This window comes from Salmonella sp. 32070601201500089SM, from assembly GCF_017573605.1.
Taxonomy (GTDB): domain Bacteria; phylum Pseudomonadota; class Gammaproteobacteria; order Enterobacterales; family Enterobacteriaceae; genus Salmonella; species Salmonella enterica.
In genome coordinates, this window is the sequence record NZ_JAGETK010000004.1 from 292856 (window position 1) to 309332 (window position 16477).

15 protein-coding genes are annotated in these 16477 nt (G+C 54.2%); 13 read left to right on the plus strand and 2 right to left on the minus strand.

The window, feature by feature from the left end; all coding sequences use genetic code 11:
- Nucleotides 1-62 precede the first annotated feature (62 nt).
- Both yfbR and alaA read right to left on the minus strand, forming a co-directional pair.
- Nucleotides 63-662, minus strand: coding sequence for a 5'-deoxynucleotidase (yfbR, locus tag J4728_RS09390; RefSeq protein WP_000813882.1), 600 nt, complete (start codon nucleotides 660-662; stop codon nucleotides 63-65).
- Nucleotides 663-755: 93 nt separating this feature from the next.
- Nucleotides 756-1970 (minus strand): alanine transaminase AlaA, encoded by a 1215-nt coding sequence (gene alaA, locus J4728_RS09395; protein WP_000074540.1) that lies wholly within the window; start codon nucleotides 1968-1970, stop codon nucleotides 756-758.
- 931 nt (nucleotides 1971-2901) lie between these two features.
- On the opposite strand from alaA, the gene lrhA reads away from it, so the two are divergent.
- The 13 genes from lrhA (at nucleotide 2902) to nuoL (ending at nucleotide 16304) form a co-directional block, all read left to right on the plus strand.
- A complete protein-coding gene (gene lrhA, locus J4728_RS09400) occupies nucleotides 2902-3840 on the plus strand; it encodes a transcriptional regulator LrhA (protein WP_000606288.1) in 939 nt (312 codons plus the stop codon).
- Between the two features lie 79 nt (nucleotides 3841-3919).
- Nucleotides 3920-4072, plus strand: coding sequence for a hypothetical protein (locus J4728_RS09405; protein WP_001522276.1), 153 nt, complete (start codon nucleotides 3920-3922; stop codon nucleotides 4070-4072).
- A 394-nt stretch (nucleotides 4073-4466) separates the two neighbouring features.
- Nucleotides 4467-4910 carry an NADH-quinone oxidoreductase subunit NuoA gene (nuoA, locus tag J4728_RS09410; protein ID WP_000062993.1) on the plus strand — a complete coding sequence of 148 codons (444 nt, stop codon included), beginning with the start codon at nucleotides 4467-4469 and terminating at the stop codon, nucleotides 4908-4910.
- 15 nt (nucleotides 4911-4925) lie between these two features.
- Entirely contained in the window at nucleotides 4926-5588 is a 663-nt protein-coding gene (gene nuoB, locus J4728_RS09415; RefSeq protein ID WP_000386728.1) for an NADH-quinone oxidoreductase subunit NuoB, read from the plus strand.
- An 86-nt stretch (nucleotides 5589-5674) separates the two neighbouring features.
- Nucleotides 5675-7477 (plus strand): NADH-quinone oxidoreductase subunit C/D, encoded by a 1803-nt coding sequence (gene nuoC, locus J4728_RS09420; protein WP_000247855.1) that lies wholly within the window; start codon nucleotides 5675-5677, stop codon nucleotides 7475-7477.
- Between the two features lie 2 nt (nucleotides 7478-7479).
- A complete protein-coding gene (nuoE, locus tag J4728_RS09425; protein WP_000545038.1) occupies nucleotides 7480-7980 on the plus strand; it encodes an NADH-quinone oxidoreductase subunit NuoE in 501 nt (166 codons plus the stop codon).
- The gene (gene nuoF, locus J4728_RS09430) at nucleotides 7977-9314 is read left to right on the plus strand and encodes an NADH-quinone oxidoreductase subunit NuoF (protein ID WP_000800048.1); all 1338 of its coding nucleotides are present in this window, start codon (nucleotides 7977-7979) and stop codon (nucleotides 9312-9314) included. The genes nuoE and nuoF overlap by 4 nt, the downstream gene beginning before the upstream one ends.
- 30 nt (nucleotides 9315-9344) lie before the next feature.
- Nucleotides 9345-12071 (plus strand): NADH-quinone oxidoreductase subunit NuoG, encoded by a 2727-nt coding sequence (gene nuoG, locus J4728_RS09435; RefSeq protein WP_039590107.1) that lies wholly within the window; start codon nucleotides 9345-9347, stop codon nucleotides 12069-12071.
- A complete protein-coding gene (gene nuoH, locus J4728_RS09440) occupies nucleotides 12068-13045 on the plus strand; it encodes an NADH-quinone oxidoreductase subunit NuoH (protein WP_000118515.1) in 978 nt (325 codons plus the stop codon). The genes nuoG and nuoH overlap by 4 nt, the downstream gene beginning before the upstream one ends.
- Before the next feature lie 14 nt (nucleotides 13046-13059).
- The gene (nuoI, locus tag J4728_RS09445) at nucleotides 13060-13602 is read left to right on the plus strand and encodes an NADH-quinone oxidoreductase subunit NuoI (RefSeq protein WP_000172747.1); all 543 of its coding nucleotides are present in this window, start codon (nucleotides 13060-13062) and stop codon (nucleotides 13600-13602) included.
- Between the two features lie 10 nt (nucleotides 13603-13612).
- Nucleotides 13613-14167, plus strand: coding sequence for an NADH-quinone oxidoreductase subunit J (nuoJ, locus tag J4728_RS09450; protein ID WP_208211650.1), 555 nt, complete (start codon nucleotides 13613-13615; stop codon nucleotides 14165-14167).
- Nucleotides 14164-14466 (plus strand): NADH-quinone oxidoreductase subunit NuoK, encoded by a 303-nt coding sequence (gene nuoK, locus J4728_RS09455; RefSeq protein ID WP_000612687.1) that lies wholly within the window; start codon nucleotides 14164-14166, stop codon nucleotides 14464-14466. The genes nuoJ and nuoK overlap by 4 nt, the downstream gene beginning before the upstream one ends.
- Complete coding sequence (gene nuoL, locus J4728_RS09460; RefSeq protein WP_001056582.1) at nucleotides 14463-16304, plus strand: NADH-quinone oxidoreductase subunit L; 1842 nt, start codon at nucleotides 14463-14465, stop codon at nucleotides 16302-16304. The genes nuoK and nuoL overlap by 4 nt, the downstream gene beginning before the upstream one ends.
- The last annotated feature ends 173 nt before the right edge of the window (nucleotides 16305-16477 follow it).

Below are 16477 nucleotides of genomic sequence, written 5' to 3' on the forward strand. Positions count from 1 at the left end.
ACGCTTATCAGGCCTACGGGAAGAACGGTAGGCCGGATAAGGCGTTAGCCGCCATCCGGCAACTAAAGCGGTGAATCCTGGCTTATCTCGTCAAGAGAGAGATGGAAACTTGGTACGAACACCGCCATAAAATAGTCCATCTCCTGGCTGCGACGTAATTCCAGCGTTTTTTCCAGCCGCGTTTTTGCCAGGCCAAACTCATTATTTCCCGCTGAGAGCTCCTCCAGGCATTTCAGGTAGGCGCAAAGCGCATCGGCCTGTTTTACGATTGCCTGTTCTTCTTCGCTCCAGGCATTCTCATCAATAAGCGGTGCGAAAATATCGCGTAATTCATCCGGCGCCATATCAACCAGCTTTTGCTGGGCGATTTTTTCGATCGCTTTATATTCCTGGGCTATCTGGGAATTAAAATATTTTACCGGCGTTGGCAGATCGCCGGTCAGTACTTCCGAGGCATCATGATACATCGCCAGAAGCGCGATGCGTTCAGCATTGAGCTGACCGCCAAATTTACGGTTTTTTATCGCCGCCAACGCATGGGCGACCATCGCCACCTGCAGACTATGTTCGGAGACGTTTTCCGTACGCACGTTACGCATCAGCGGCCAGCGGTTAATCAACTTCATGCGGGAGAGATGGGCGAAAAAATGGCTCTGCTTCATAGATTACCTTTTGTTTTCACTGCGGCAGACTTCATTGTGCGGGGAGGGGAATGAAGATGCAATTCAGGCTACCGAAGTAGCCTGAATTTAAGATTATTGATGGTAACCTGAGAGGAAACGCCCAAAGCGGTTGATGGCCATCTCCAGGTCATCTTCACGCGGTAGCGTCACAATGCGGAAGTGATCCGGCCACGGCCAGTTAAAGGCGGTACCTTGCACCAGCAGCACCTTTTCCTGTAGCAGGAAGTCCAGCACCATCTTCTGGTCGTCGTGAATATTAAAACGTTTAGCGTCGATCCTGGGGAACATGTACAACGCGCCGCGCGGTTTTACGCAGGAAACGCCGGGAATATCGTTAATCAACTCCCAGGCGCGGTTACGCTGTTCATACAGTCGACCGCCCGGCAGAATAAATTCGCTAATGCTTTGATAGCCGCCGAGCGCGGTCTGAATAGCATGTTGCGCCGGGACGTTGGCGCACAGGCGCATTGAGGCTAACATCTCCAGCCCTTCAATATAGCCCTTCGCATGTTTTTTCGGCCCGTTCAGCACCATCCAGCCCTGGCGGAAGCCGGCGACGCGATAGGTTTTAGACAAACCATTAAAGGTGATGGTCAGCAGATCAGGCGCCAGTGCGGCGATAGAGTGATGCTCGGCATCGTCATAGAGAATCTTGTCATAAATTTCATCGGCGAAGATGATGAGATTATGCTCGCGCGCAATGTTGACAATTTCCATCAACAATTCTTTAGAATAGACGGCGCCAGTAGGGTTGTTTGGATTAATAATGACAATACCACGCGTACGTGGGGTGATTTTGGCGCGGATATCGTCAAGGTCCGGGAACCAGTCGGAAGATTCATCGCAAAGATAATGTACCGCCTTGCCGCTGGAGAGCGATACCGCCGCTGTCCATAACGGATAATCGGGCGCGGGAACCAGCATTTCATCGCCACTGTTAAGCAACGCCTGCATCGCCTGAACGATCAGCTCGGAAACGCCGTTACCGATATAGATATCTTCCACGGTTACATCGCGCATTCCACGGGCCTGATAATGCTGCATAATCGCTTTACGGGCGGAATAAAGCCCTTTCGAGTCGCAATATCCTTGCGCCGTCGGCAAATTACGAATGACATCGACCAGAATTTCGTCCGGCGCTTCGAATCCGAAGGGGGCGGGGTTGCCGATATTCAGTTTAAGAACTTTATTACCTTCTTCCTCAAGGCGTTTCGCTTCTTTCAGAACGGGGCCACGAATGTCATAACAGACATTTTCGAGTTTGCTGGATTTTTCAATGGGGGACATGAATCTTGACCTTTTAGCTGTTATTGCCACTCCCTGCCGTGGAAGTCAGCACGAAACAATGTACTCCCACGACGGTGAGTTTTGAAGAGTGAACAGAAGAAGATTTTGTTTATTTTTAACGCGCTTTCGTACTGTTTAAAACTTCATAAAATCATTTGGTTAGATGCATTTTCTATTTTTGTCTGTATGTGTAGTGTTTTATTCTATATGATTGCGCGTAATGTGGTTTTTTATGTTGTCAGAAATTATCTGTTTTATGAGAGATAAGCATTCATCATTAGTGTCGCGTCGGCTATTTCGGAAATACTGAGTATTAAAGGTAAAATGAGAAGGTTAGACCTTTCCGGCGGCGGGGGGTGTGAAACTATTGTTAAGTATAATTAATGAATGGTAGAAATCTTAATTAATTATTATTTAATATTTAAAAAGCATTTACTAAAGTCGTAATAATATCTTTCTGGTCCGATTAGTATAACATATCCCAGGTTAAGATTATTCGTAATAATACTTATAAATATAGCGGTTTTAGGTTAAGATAATGATCCGAAACGGGGGCGTAGTCTGCGTTGTCTGCTAATTATCATGACGCGATTTTATACATAACCTATTGTTCAATATATTGTTTTTGTATCTGTGCGTCTCGGTAAACTATTTGACGCTGTTACAAGATTTACACGTCCATCATTAGCAGAAATCTGTAGACGCCTAAAGGTATGACACATTCTCTTTGATATATCCAGATCGGTTGCATTTGGTATTATATCAGTAAGTAAGAGAAGTGTTTTGGTCGTATTTTCAATTACATTCTAACATTTACCTGGGTAACCAGGCGGTACTGCGAAGGATGCACATTACAAATGGAATTGCTTGTTTCTGAATGCACAGCATTAACCAGGTCAGCCCGATATGACCCGCCAGTAAGTGAAAAATTATGATAAATGCAAATCGTCCGATAATTAACCTCGATCTCGATCTGCTGAGAACGTTCGTGGCCGTTGCCGATCTGAACACCTTCGCCGCGGCGGCGGCGGCGGTATGTCGTACTCAGTCTGCGGTCAGTCAGCAAATGCAGCGTCTTGAGCAACTCGTGGGAAAGGAATTGTTCGCCCGCCATGGTCGTAACAAACTTTTGACCGAACACGGTATCCAGCTTCTGGGGTACGCCAGAAAAATCCTGCGTTTTAATGATGAGGCGTGTTCATCATTAATGTTCAGTAATCTTCAGGGAGTGTTAACAATCGGCGCTTCTGATGAATCAGCTGATACTATCCTGCCTTTTTTGCTTAGCCGAATCAGCTCGGTTTATCCGAAACTCGCGCTTGATGTACGGGTAAAACGCAACGCCTATATGGTGGACATGGTTAAATCGCAGGAAGTAGATTTGGTGGTGACGACTAACCAACCTCATTCGCTGGACTGTCTGAATTTGCGGACCTCGCCCACCCATTGGTATTGTGCGGCTGAGTATGTTTTGCAAAGGGGAGAGCCCGTACCACTAGTCCTGCTGGACGATCCCAGTCCATTCCGCGATATGGTGCTGGAGACGCTAAATGCAGCGGGTATTCCCTGGCGGCTGGCCTATGTGGCGTCTACATTACCGGCGGTACGCGCGGCCGTTAAAGCCGGTCTTGGCGTAACGGCTCGACCTGTCGAAATGATGAGTCCCGACCTTCGCGTGCTGGGCGCCGCAGACGGATTACCGCCTTTGCCGGATACGGAATATCTGTTGTGCCGCGATCCCAATAGCCAGAACGAGCTGGCGATGGTGATTTTCCATGCGATGGAAAGCTATCAAAACCCATGGCATTACAACCAGTTTTCTGCAGAGGGCGGAGATGATCCGCTGATGGTGGAAGGGGGTTTTGAGTAGCTCGCAGGCAAAAGGCGCTAAGTCGTAAATGTAAAAAAGAGCCGCTGGCGATGAAAAAACGCTCAGTGGCTCTTTTTTTGTGCCCATCTGTACGCGCTTAACCGCACAAATTGTAAAAGTTGCGGTAAATCAGCCAGTAGCGATTCGCAGTTCAATGTGGGCAAAAAATAACCAGAACATCCATTTTATGAATTTGCATGTTAAAAAACTAGAGAAATTGTTGCTGTTTTAGGGGGTGAATTAACAAAAGCGTGTCACAGATCAAGAAAATACTCCCATTTAGGGGGAGGCATCTTCACAAATTCCTGTCAAAATAGGTGTGTGTTATTTCTTTTGCTTCACAACGGACACGATTCAACAACATAAAATCCCCCCTGGTCGAAGAGTCATTTTCTCCAGGATGGCACTTAATGTTAATGATGATGAATTGATGTAAATTAATGTGAAGGAACTTTTGTTAAAGTTGACAAAAGGTTATAGAAAGGAGTAAAAAACCACATCAATTAGCTGTTTTTATCATTTTCTACAGTAATTGTAGGGTTTTTTTTATTCCTCCCCATGAATCGATGTGGCGTCCATCTGCCGTAAAGAGCAGAGGAACTGGCGCTACTTTTGATGAGTAAGCAATGAGTATGTCAACATCCACTGAAGTCATCGCTCATCACTGGGCATTCGCTATCTTTCTTATCGTTGCCATTGGCCTGTGCTGCCTGATGCTGGTAGGCGGTTGGTTTTTGGGCGGTCGCGCACGCGCGAGGCACAAGAACGTTCCGTTTGAATCAGGTATCGACTCGGTCGGCACCGCCCGCTTACGCCTGTCTGCCAAGTTTTACCTGGTAGCCATGTTCTTCGTTATCTTCGACGTTGAAGCGCTGTATCTGTTCGCATGGTCGACTTCTATCCGCGAAAGCGGCTGGGTTGGCTTTGTGGAAGCTGCAATTTTTATTTTTGTGTTACTGGCTGGTCTGGTTTATCTGGCGCGTATTGGCGCGTTGGACTGGACGCCCGCGCGTTCACGCCGCGAGCGTATGAACCCGGAAACGAACAGTATCGCTAATCGTCAACGCTAACCGCGAGGCATTAAGATGGATTATACGCTCACCCGCATAGATCCTAACGGTGAGAATGACCGTTACCCCCTGCAAAAACAGGAGATCGTAACCGACCCCCTGGAGCAGGAAGTTAACAAAAACGTGTTCATGGGCAAACTGCATGACATGGTTAACTGGGGCCGTAAAAACTCAATTTGGCCCTACAACTTCGGCCTTTCTTGCTGCTATGTAGAGATGGTGACCTCTTTTACCGCAGTGCATGACGTTGCCCGTTTCGGCGCGGAAGTGCTGCGTGCGTCGCCACGTCAGGCTGACCTGATGGTGGTGGCCGGTACCTGCTTTACCAAAATGGCCCCGGTTATTCAGCGTCTGTATGACCAAATGCTGGAGCCAAAATGGGTCATTTCTATGGGCGCCTGCGCCAACTCCGGCGGCATGTACGATATTTATTCGGTAGTGCAGGGCGTTGATAAGTTCATCCCGGTGGATGTGTATATCCCTGGCTGTCCGCCGCGTCCGGAAGCGTATATGCAGGCGTTGATGCTGCTGCAAGAATCGATTGGCAAAGAGCGCCGTCCGCTCTCATGGGTGGTGGGCGATCAGGGCGTGTATCGCGCCAATATGCAGCCAGAACGCGAACGTAAACGCGGCGAGCGTATTGCCGTCACGAACCTGCGTACCCCGGACGAGATTTAATTTGCGCCTGTCGGCAGCAGCACTTCACTTCGCTAACCACTATTTTAATAGCGCGAAGCACTGCCGACCACCACGGACCATTTGCAATGGTGAACAATATGACCGACTTAACCGCGCAAGACGCTGCATGGAGTACCCGCGATCATCTTGATGATCCGGTTATCGGCGAACTGCGCAACCGTTTTGGGCCGGATGCCTTTACCGTTCAGGCGACCCGCACCGGTATCCCCGTTGTTTGGGTCAAGCGTGAACAACTACTGGAGGTTGGCGATTTCTTAAAGAAACTGCCGAAACCTTACGTCATGCTGTTTGACTTACACGGCATGGATGAACGCCTGCGTACGCACCGTGACGGGTTACCCGCCGCGGATTTTTCCGTTTTCTACCACCTGATTTCCATTGAGCGTAATCGCGATATCATGCTCAAGGTGGCGTTGTCTGAAAACGACCTGCGCGTGCCGACCTTCACTAAACTTTTCCCTAACGCCAACTGGTACGAGCGTGAGACCTGGGAGATGTTTGGTATTGATATCGAAGGCCACCCGCACCTGACGCGCATCATGATGCCGCAAACCTGGGAAGGCCATCCGCTGCGTAAAGATTATCCGGCGCGCGCGACCGAATTCGACCCGTTTGAGCTGACCAAAGCCAAGCAGGATCTGGAGATGGAAGCGCTGACCTTTAAGCCGGAAGACTGGGGGATGAAGCGCGGGACTGACAACGAGGACTTTATGTTCCTCAACCTCGGCCCGAACCACCCGTCTGCGCACGGTGCGTTTCGTATTATCCTGCAACTTGACGGTGAAGAAATCGTCGACTGCGTGCCGGATATCGGCTATCACCACCGCGGCGCCGAAAAAATGGGCGAGCGCCAGTCCTGGCATAGCTACATTCCCTATACCGACCGTATCGAATACCTCGGTGGTTGCGTCAATGAAATGCCGTACGTGCTGGCGGTAGAAAAGTTGGCAGGGATCACCGTCCCGGATCGTGTGAACGTCATCCGCGTGATGCTCTCCGAACTGTTCCGCATTAACAGTCATCTGCTGTACATCTCGACCTTTATTCAGGACGTCGGCGCGATGACGCCGGTCTTCTTTGCCTTTACCGACCGGCAGAAAATTTATGACCTGGTGGAAGCCATTACCGGTTTCCGTATGCACCCGGCCTGGTTCCGTATCGGCGGCGTCGCGCACGACTTGCCGCGCGGTTGGGATCGCCTGCTGCGAGAGTTCCTTGAGTGGATGCCGAAGCGTCTGGATTCTTACGAGAAAGCCGCGCTGCGTAACACTATTCTGAAAGGGCGTTCGCAGGGCGTTGCCGCTTACGGCGCGAAAGAGGCGCTGGAGTGGGGCACCACCGGCGCAGGGCTGCGCGCGACCGGGATCGACTTCGACGTACGTAAATGGCGTCCATACTCTGGCTACGAAAACTTTGACTTTGAAGTGCCGGTGGGCGGCGGCGTTTCCGACTGCTATACCCGCGTGATGCTGAAAGTGGAAGAGCTGCGCCAGAGTCTGCGCATTCTTCAGCAGTGCCTCGATAACATGCCGGAAGGGCCGTTCAAAGCGGATCACCCGCTGACCACGCCGCCGCCGAAAGAGCGCACGCTGCAACATATCGAAACCCTGATCACCCACTTCCTGCAGGTCTCCTGGGGCCCGGTGATGCCGGCGCAGGAGTCCTTCCAGATGGTGGAAGCGACGAAGGGGATTAACAGTTACTACCTGACCAGCGACGGCAGCACTATGAGCTACCGTACCCGCGTGCGCACGCCGAGCTTTGCGCACCTGCAGCAGATTCCCTCGGCGATCCGCGGTAGCCTGGTCTCCGACCTGATTGTCTATCTGGGTAGTATCGATTTTGTTATGTCAGATGTGGACCGCTAATTATGCACGAGAATCAACAACCACAAACCGAGGCTTTTGAGCTGAGTGCGGCAGAGCGTGAAGCGATAGAGCACGAGAAGCACCACTACGAAGACCCGCGTGCGGCGTCCATTGAAGCGCTGAAAATCGTTCAGAAGCAGCGTGGCTGGGTGCCGGACGGCGCGATCTACGCTATTGCCGATGTGTTGGGTATTCCGGCGAGCGACGTCGAAGGCGTCGCCACATTCTACAGCCAGATCTTCCGTCAGCCGGTCGGTCGCCACGTGATTCGCTACTGCGACAGCGTGGTGTGCCATATCACCGGCTATCAGGGGATTCAGGCCGCGCTGGAAAAAAATCTCAACATCAAACCGGGGCAGACGACCTTTGATGGTCGCTTTACGCTGCTGCCGACCTGCTGCCTGGGGAATTGCGATAAAGGGCCGAACATGATGATTGATGAGGATACTCACAGCCATCTGACCCCGGAAGCCATTCCTGAACTACTGGAGCGGTATAAATGAAAAACGTTATCCGTACTCCCGAAACCCATCCGCTGACCTGGCGTCTGCGCGATGACAAACAGCCGGTCTGGCTGGATGAATATCGTAGCAAAAACGGCTACGAAGGCGCGCGTAAGGCGCTGACCGGCCTGTCTCCGGATGAAATCGTCAGCCAAGTAAAAGACGCCGGTCTGAAAGGGCGCGGCGGCGCGGGCTTTTCCACCGGTCTGAAGTGGAGCCTGATGCCGAAAGATGAATCCATGAACATCCGTTACCTGCTGTGTAACGCCGATGAAATGGAGCCGGGCACCTATAAAGACCGTCTGCTGATGGAACAGCTGCCGCACCTGCTGGTGGAAGGCATGCTGATCTCCGCGTTCGCGCTGAAAGCGTATCGCGGCTACATCTTCCTGCGCGGCGAATATATCGAAGCGGCTGTACATCTGCGCCGTGCGATTGCTGAAGCCACCGAGGCCGGGCTGCTTGGCAAAAATATCATGGGCACCGGGTTCGACTTTGAACTGTTTGTCCACACCGGGGCAGGGCGTTACATCTGTGGTGAAGAAACGGCGCTGATTAACTCCCTCGAAGGCCGCCGCGCGAACCCACGCTCCAAGCCGCCCTTCCCGGCGACCTCCGGCGTATGGGGCAAACCGACCTGTGTGAATAACGTCGAAACGTTGTGCAACGTCCCGGCAATCCTCGCCAACGGCGTGGAGTGGTACCAGAACATCTCGAAAAGCAAAGATGCGGGTACCAAGCTGATGGGCTTCTCAGGTCGCGTGAAGAATCCGGGACTGTGGGAATTACCGTTCGGCACCACCGCGCGCGAGATCCTCGAAGACTACGCGGGCGGTATGCGCGATGGCCTGAAATTCAAAGCCTGGCAGCCTGGCGGGGCGGGAACCGACTTCCTGACCGAGGCGCATCTTGACCTGCCGATGGAGTTCGAAAGCATCGGTAAAGCAGGCAGCCGTCTGGGCACCGCGCTGGCGATGGCGGTAGACCACGAAATCGGCATGGTGTCGCTGGTGCGTAACCTGGAAGAGTTCTTTGCCCGCGAATCCTGCGGCTGGTGTACGCCATGCCGCGACGGGCTGCCGTGGAGCGTGAAAATTCTGCGCGCGCTGGAGCGTGGCGAAGGCCAGCCGGGGGATATCGAGACACTTGAGCAACTGTGTCGTTTCCTCGGACCGGGTAAAACCTTCTGCGCGCATGCGCCGGGCGCGGTTGAGCCACTGCAAAGCGCAATTAAGTATTTCCGCGAAGAATTCGAAGCTGGCATCAAGCAGCCGTTCAGCAATACCCATTTAATCAATGGTATTCAGCCGAACCTGCTCAAAGAGCGCTGGTGAGTTAACGATTTTTAATTTGGAAGCATGCTAATGGCTACGATTCATGTAGACGGCAAAGAATACGAGGTCAACGGCGCGGACAACCTGCTACAGGCATGTCTGTCCCTCGGCCTTGATATTCCGTATTTTTGCTGGCACCCGGCGCTGGGAAGCGTCGGTGCTTGCCGCCAGTGTGCGGTGAAGCAATACCAAAACGCGGAAGATACGCGTGGTCGCCTGGTGATGTCCTGTATGACGCCAGCCACCGACGGTACCTTTATCTCTATTGACGACGAAGAAGCGAAACAATTCCGTGAAAGCGTGGTGGAGTGGCTGATGACTAACCACCCGCACGACTGTCCGGTCTGTGAAGAGGGCGGTAACTGCCATCTTCAGGATATGACCGTGATGACGGGTCACAGTTTCCGTCGCTACCGTTTCACCAAACGTACCCACCGCAACCAGGATCTGGGGCCGTTCATCTCTCACGAAATGAACCGCTGCATCGCCTGCTACCGTTGTGTGCGTTACTACAAAGATTATGCCGACGGCACCGATCTGGGCGTCTATGGCGCGCATGACAACGTCTACTTCGGGCGTCCGGAAGACGGTACGCTGGAAAGCGAATTCTCCGGTAACCTGGTCGAGATTTGCCCGACCGGCGTCTTCACCGATAAAACGCACTCCGAGCGTTACAACCGTAAATGGGACATGCAGTTTGCGCCGAGCATCTGCCAGCAGTGTTCCATCGGCTGTAACATCAGCCCGGGCGAGCGCTATGGCGAATTACGCCGTATCGAAAACCGTTACAACGGTACCGTTAACCACTACTTCCTCTGCGACCGCGGTCGTTTCGGCTATGGCTATGTGAACCTGAAAGACCGTCCGCGTCAGCCGGTTCAGCGCCGCGGCGATGACTTTATTACTCTCAACGCCGAGCAGGCGATGCAGGGCGCGGCGGATATTCTGCGCCAGTCGAAGAAAGTGATCGGTATCGGTTCGCCACGCGCCAGCATTGAGAGCAACTTTGCGCTGCGTGAGCTGGTTGGTGCGGAAAACTTCTACACCGGTATCGCGCGCGGCGAGCAGGAACGTCTGCAACTGGCGCTGAAAGTGCTGCGTGAAGGCGGCATTTACACCCCGGCGCTGCGGGAGATCGAATCTTATGACGCGGTACTGGTACTGGGCGAAGACGTTACCCAAACCGGCGCGCGCGTTGCGCTGGCGGTACGCCAGGCGGTGAAAGGTAAAGCGCGTGAAATGGCGGCGGCGCAGAAAGTGGCCGACTGGCAGATTGCGGCCATCCTTAACATCGGCCAGCGTGCCAAACATCCGCTGTTCGTGACCAACGTGGACGACACCCGTCTGGATGATATCGCCGCCTGGACCTATCGCGCGCCGGTGGAAGATCAGGCGCGCCTGGGCTTTGCGATTGCCCATGCGCTGGACAATACAGCGCCTGCGGTTGACGGTATCGACAGCGACTTGCAAAACAAAATTGATGTCATTGTGCAGGCGTTGGCCGGCGCGAAAAAACCGCTGATTATCTCCGGCACTAACGCCGGTAGCAGTGAGGTGATTCAGGCGGCCGCCAACGTGGCGAAAGCGCTGAAAGGCCGTGGCGCCGACGTCGGTATTACTATGATTGCCCGCTCCGTGAACAGCATGGGGCTGGGTATGATGGGCGGCGGTTCGCTTGACGATGCGTTGGGCGAGCTGGAAACCGGCAACGCGGACGCGGTGGTGGTGCTGGAAAACGATCTCCACCGTCATGCAAGCGCTACGCGCGTGAACGCTGCGCTCGCCAAAGCGCCGCTGGTGATGGTGGTTGACCATCAGCGCACGGCGATTATGGAAAACGCGCATCTGGTGCTTTCCGCGGCAAGCTTCGCCGAAAGCGATGGTACGGTCATCAACAACGAAGGCCGCGCGCAGCGCTTCTTCCAGGTTTATGATCCGGCCTACTACGATAACAAGACGATTATGCTGGAAAGCTGGCGCTGGCTGCATTCGCTGCACAGCACCGTCGAAAACCGCGAAGTGGACTGGACTCAGCTTGACCACGTGATCGACGCGGTCATTGCCGCTATGCCGCAATTTGCCGGCATTAAAGACGCCGCGCCGGATGCGACCTTCCGCATTCGTGGGCAGAAGCTGGCGCGCGAACCGCATCGTTACAGCGGTCGTACGGCGATGCGCGCCAATATCAGCGTGCATGAACCACGTCAGCCGCAGGATAAAGACACCATGTTCGCCTTCTCGATGGAAGGGAATAACCAACCGACTGCCCCGCGATCTGAAATTCCGTTCGCCTGGGCGCCGGGCTGGAACTCCCCGCAGGCGTGGAACAAATTCCAGGATGAAGTGGGCGGCAAACTGCGTCACGGCGATCCGGGCGTGCGTTTGATTGAAGCGACTGAGGGCGGTCTGGATTATTTCACTACCGTGCCGGCAAGCTTCCAGGCGCAGGACGGTCAGTGGCGTATTGCGCCGTATTACCACCTGTTTGGCAGCGACGAATTGTCTCAGCGTTCTCCGGTCTTCCAGAGCCGTATGCCGCAGCCGTATATCAAACTTAACCCGACGGATGCCGCGAAGTTGGGCGTCAATGCCGGGACGCGCGTCTCCTTTAGCTACGATGGCAATACGGTGACGCTGCCGGTTGAAATCTCTGAAGGGTTAGCGGCAGGGCAGGTAGGGCTGCCGATGGGTATGCCTGGCATCGCGCCGGTTCTGGCTGGCGCGCGTCTTGAGGATCTGCGGGAGGCGCAACAATGAGTTGGATTACACCGGATCTGATTGAGATCCTGCTGAGCATTCTCAAAGCGGTGGTGATTCTGCTGGTGGTCGTCACCTGCGGGGCCTTCATGAGCTTTGGCGAACGTCGTCTGCTGGGTCTGTTCCAGAACCGTTATGGACCAAACCGCGTTGGCTGGGGCGGCTCGCTCCAGCTGGTCGCGGATATGATCAAGATGTTCTTTAAAGAAGACTGGATCCCGAAATTCTCGGATCGCGTCATCTTTACCCTGGCGCCGATGATCGCGTTTACTTCGCTGCTGCTCTCCTTCGCCATTGTGCCGGTTAGCCCTAATTGGGTGGTGGCCGATTTAAACATCGGGATTTTGTTCTTCCTGATGATGGCCGGTCTGGCGGTTTACGCGGTACTGTTCGCCGGGTGGTCGAGTAACAACAAATACTCGCTGCTCGGCGCGATGCGCGCGTCTGCTCAGACGGTGAGCTACGAAGTGTTTCTTGGTCTTTCCCTGATGGGCGTGGTGGCGCAGGCCGGTTCATTTAATATGACCGATATCGTCAATAACCAGGCGCATCTGTGGAACGTGATTCCGCAATTCTTTGGGTTTGTTACTTTCGCCATCGCGGGCGTAGCGGTCTGTCACCGTCACCCGTTTGACCAGCCGGAAGCCGAGCAGGAACTGGCGGACGGTTACCACATCGAATATTCCGGTATGAAATTCGGTCTGTTCTTCGTGGGGGAGTACATCGGCATCGTCACCGTTTCCGCGCTGATGGTAACGCTGTTCTTCGGTGGCTGGCATGGCCCGTTCTTACCGCCATTCGTCTGGTTCGCGCTGAAAACCGCGTTCTTCATGATGATGTTCATTTTGATTCGTGCGTCGTTACCGCGTCCGCGTTATGACCAGGTAATGTCCTTCGGCTGGAAAGTTTGCCTGCCGCTGACGCTCATCAACTTGCTGGTAACGGCGGCTGTCATTCTGTGGCAGGCGCAATAAGGGACACAAAGACCATGACCTTAAAAGAATTATTAGTAGGTTTCGGCACTCAGGTACGCAGTATCTGGATGATCGGCCTGCATGCGTTCGCCAAACGCGAAACGCGGATGTATCCGGAAGAGCCGGTCTATTTACCGCCCCGTTACCGTGGTCGTATCGTGCTCACGCGCGACCCGGACGGTGAAGAGCGCTGCGTTGCCTGTAACCTGTGCGCGGTAGCATGTCCGGTAGGCTGTATCTCTCTGCAAAAAGCAGAGACCAAAGACGGCCGCTGGTATCCGGAGTTTTTCCGCATTAACTTCTCACGCTGCATCTTCTGCGGCCTGTGCGAAGAAGCGTGCCCGACCACGGCGATTCAGTTGACTCCGGACTTCGAACTGGGCGAATACAAACGTCAGGATCTGGTGTACGAAAAAGAGGATCTGCTGATTTCCGGTCCGGGCAAATACCCGGAATATAACTTCTACCGGATGGCGGGTATGGCAATCGACGGCAAAGATAAAGGCGAAGCAGAGAACGAAGCCAAGCCTATCGACGTCAAGAGCCTGTTACCGTAAGGAGAGGGCAATGGAATTCGCTTTTTATATCTGTGGCCTGATAGCCATCCTCGCGACCCTGCGAGTGATCACCCATACCAATCCGGTACACGCGCTGTTGTATCTGGTGATATCGCTACTGGCGATTTCCGGGGTGTTCTTTTCGCTGGGCGCTTATTTTGCCGGTGCGCTGGAAATTATCGTCTACGCAGGCGCCATCATGGTGCTGTTTGTGTTCGTGGTGATGATGCTCAACCTCGGCGGCAGCGAAATCGAACAGGAACGCCAGTGGCTGAAACCGCAGGTGTGGATTGGTCCGGCGGTTTTGTCGGCCATTATGCTGGCGGTTATTGTGTACGCCATTCTGGGCGTTAACGACCAGGGCATCGACGGCACGCCGATTAGCGCGAAAGCGGTGGGCATTACGCTGTTCGGGCCTTATGTTCTGGCGGTCGAACTGGCGTCTATGCTGCTGCTGGCAGGCCTGGTGGTGGCGTTCCACGTCGGTCGTGAAGAGCGTGCGGGCGAAGTGCTAAGCAACCGCACCGATGACCGCGTGAAAAGAAAAACGGAGGAGCGCGCATGATCCCCTTAACACATGGACTGATCCTCGCTGCGATTTTATTCGTCCTGGGTTTAACCGGTCTGGTTATCCGCCGCAATCTGCTGTTTATGCTGATCGGGCTGGAAATCATGATTAACGCCTCCGCGCTGGCCTTTGTGGTCGCCGGGAGCTACTGGGGCCAGACCGATGGTCAGGTGATGTACATTCTCGCCATCAGCCTTGCGGCTGCGGAAGCGAGTATTGGACTTGCACTGTTGCTGCAACTCCATCGCCGTCGCCAGAACCTGAACATCGATTCAGTAAGTGAGATGCGTGGATGAACATGCTTGCCTTAACCATTATTCTGCCATTGATTGGCTTTGTACTGCTGGCGTTCTCTCGCGGACGCTGGTCGGAAAATCTCTCCGCGACCATTGGCGTGGGCTCCGTTGGTCTGGCGGCGTTGGTGACAGCGTTTGTCGGGATGGATTTCTTCGCCAACGGCAAACAGGCGTTCAGCCAGCCGCTGTGGACGTGGATGTCGGTCGGTAACTTCAACATCGGTTTTAATTTGGTGCTGGACGGCCTGTCGCTGACCATGCTCTCTGTGGTCACCGGCGTCGGCTTCCTGATCCACATGTTCGCGTCCTGGTACATGCGTGGGGAAGAGGGCTACTCTCGCTTCTTCGCTTATACCAACCTGTTTATCGCCAGCATGGTTGTTCTGGTGCTGTCCGATAACCTGCTGTTGATGTACCTCGGCTGGGAAGGCGTGGGCCTGTGCTCTTATCTGTTGATCGGCTTCTATTACAGCGATCCGAAGAATGGCGCAGCGGCAATGAAAGCCTTCGTGGTGACCCGTGTCGGTGACGTGTTCCTCGCCTTCGCGCTGTTCATTCTCTACAACGAACTGGGCACGCTGAACTTCCGCGAAATGGTCGAGCTGGCGCCAGCGCACTTTGCTGACGGCAACAACATGCTGATGTGGGCGACGCTGATGCTGCTGGGCGGCGCGGTCGGTAAATCTGCGCAGCTACCGTTGCAGACCTGGCTTGCCGACGCGATGGCCGGTCCGACGCCGGTCTCCGCGCTGATCCACGCCGCCACCATGGTTACCGCCGGTGTCTACCTGATCGCACGCACGCATGGCCTGTTCCTGATGACCCCGGAAATTCTGCATCTGGTGGGCATTATCGGGGCGATTACGCTGGTCATGGCGGGTTTCGCCGCGCTGGTGCAGACCGATATCAAACGCGTGCTGGCCTATTCCACCATGAGCCAGATTGGCTACATGTTCCTGGCGCTTGGCGTGCAGGCGTGGGATGCGGCGATTTTCCACCTGATGACGCACGCCTTCTTTAAAGCGCTGCTGTTCCTGGCCTCCGGCTCGGTAATTCTGGCCTGCCATCACGAACAGAACATCTTTAAGATGGGCGGTCTGCGTAAGTCCATTCCACTGGTGTATGCCTGCTTCCTGGTGGGGGGCGCGGCGCTGTCGGCGCTGCCGCTGGTCACTGCGGGCTTCTTCAGTAAGGATGAGATCCTGGCCGGGGCGATGGCGAACGGTCATATCAATCTGATGGTGGCGGGTCTGGTCGGCGCGTTCATGACCTCGCTGTACACCTTCCGGATGATTTTCATCGTATTCCACGGGAAAGAACAAATTCATGCTCATGCAGGGAAGGGGATTACCCACCATCTGCCGCTGATTGTCCTGATGATTCTGTCTACCTTTGTTGGCGCGCTGATTGTGCCGCCGCTGCAGGGGGTGCTGCCGCAGACAACTGAACTGGCGCATGGTCGCGTCATGACGCTGGAAATTACCTCTGGCGTAGTGGCGATTGCCGGCATCCTGATTGCCGCATGGCTGTGGCTGGGTAAACGCACGCTGGTGACGTCGATCGCCAACAGCGCGCCGGGCCGCCTGCTGGGGACCTGGTGGTATAACGCCTGGGGCTTTGACTGGCTGTACGACAAAGTATTCGTCAAGCCATTCCTCGGTATCGCCTGGCTGCTGAAGCGCGACCCGCTTAATGCGTTGATGAACATTCCGGCTATCCTTTCCCGTTTTGCAGGCAAAGGCCTGGTACTGAGCGAGAACGGTTATTTGCGCTGGTATGTGGCATCCATGAGCATCGGCGCTGTCGTTGTGCTGGCACTGTTGATGGTACTGCGTTGAGTTTGTTGGCTGGATGAACGACTGCCGGATGGCGCAGTGCTTATCCGGCCTACAAACCCAAAAATAATTTTTAGAATTCGTTGAAAATCTGTTCCTGAAGTACAGGCGTCATCGGCGAAGTCAGACCGGATACCGCCAGCGCACAGCAACCGGAGCGTACTGAAGTACGTGAG

Bases quoted from the DNA above. Each gene is read 5' to 3' on its own strand.
- nuoK (WP_000612687.1), top strand. From the start codon at position 14,164: ATGATCCCCTTAACACATGGACTGATCCTCGCTGCGATTTTATTCGTC.
- nuoL (WP_001056582.1), top strand. From the start codon at position 14,463: ATGAACATGCTTGCCTTAACCATTATTCTGCCATTGATTGGCTTTGTA.
- nuoA (WP_000062993.1), top strand. From the start codon at position 4,467: ATGAGTATGTCAACATCCACTGAAGTCATCGCTCATCACTGGGCATTC.
- nuoB (WP_000386728.1), top strand. From the start codon at position 4,926: ATGGATTATACGCTCACCCGCATAGATCCTAACGGTGAGAATGACCGT.
- nuoC (WP_000247855.1), top strand. From the start codon at position 5,675: ATGGTGAACAATATGACCGACTTAACCGCGCAAGACGCTGCATGGAGT.
- yfbR (WP_000813882.1), bottom strand. From the start codon at position 662: ATGAAGCAGAGCCATTTTTTCGCCCATCTCTCCCGCATGAAGTTGATT.
- nuoJ (WP_208211650.1), top strand. From the start codon at position 13,613: ATGGAATTCGCTTTTTATATCTGTGGCCTGATAGCCATCCTCGCGACC.
- nuoF (WP_000800048.1), top strand. From the start codon at position 7,977: ATGAAAAACGTTATCCGTACTCCCGAAACCCATCCGCTGACCTGGCGT.
- lrhA (WP_000606288.1), top strand. From the start codon at position 2,902: ATGATAAATGCAAATCGTCCGATAATTAACCTCGATCTCGATCTGCTG.
- nuoE (WP_000545038.1), top strand. From the start codon at position 7,480: ATGCACGAGAATCAACAACCACAAACCGAGGCTTTTGAGCTGAGTGCG.
- alaA (WP_000074540.1), bottom strand. From the start codon at position 1,970: ATGTCCCCCATTGAAAAATCCAGCAAACTCGAAAATGTCTGTTATGAC.
- nuoG (WP_039590107.1), top strand. From the start codon at position 9,345: ATGGCTACGATTCATGTAGACGGCAAAGAATACGAGGTCAACGGCGCG.
- nuoH (WP_000118515.1), top strand. From the start codon at position 12,068: ATGAGTTGGATTACACCGGATCTGATTGAGATCCTGCTGAGCATTCTC.
- nuoI (WP_000172747.1), top strand. From the start codon at position 13,060: ATGACCTTAAAAGAATTATTAGTAGGTTTCGGCACTCAGGTACGCAGT.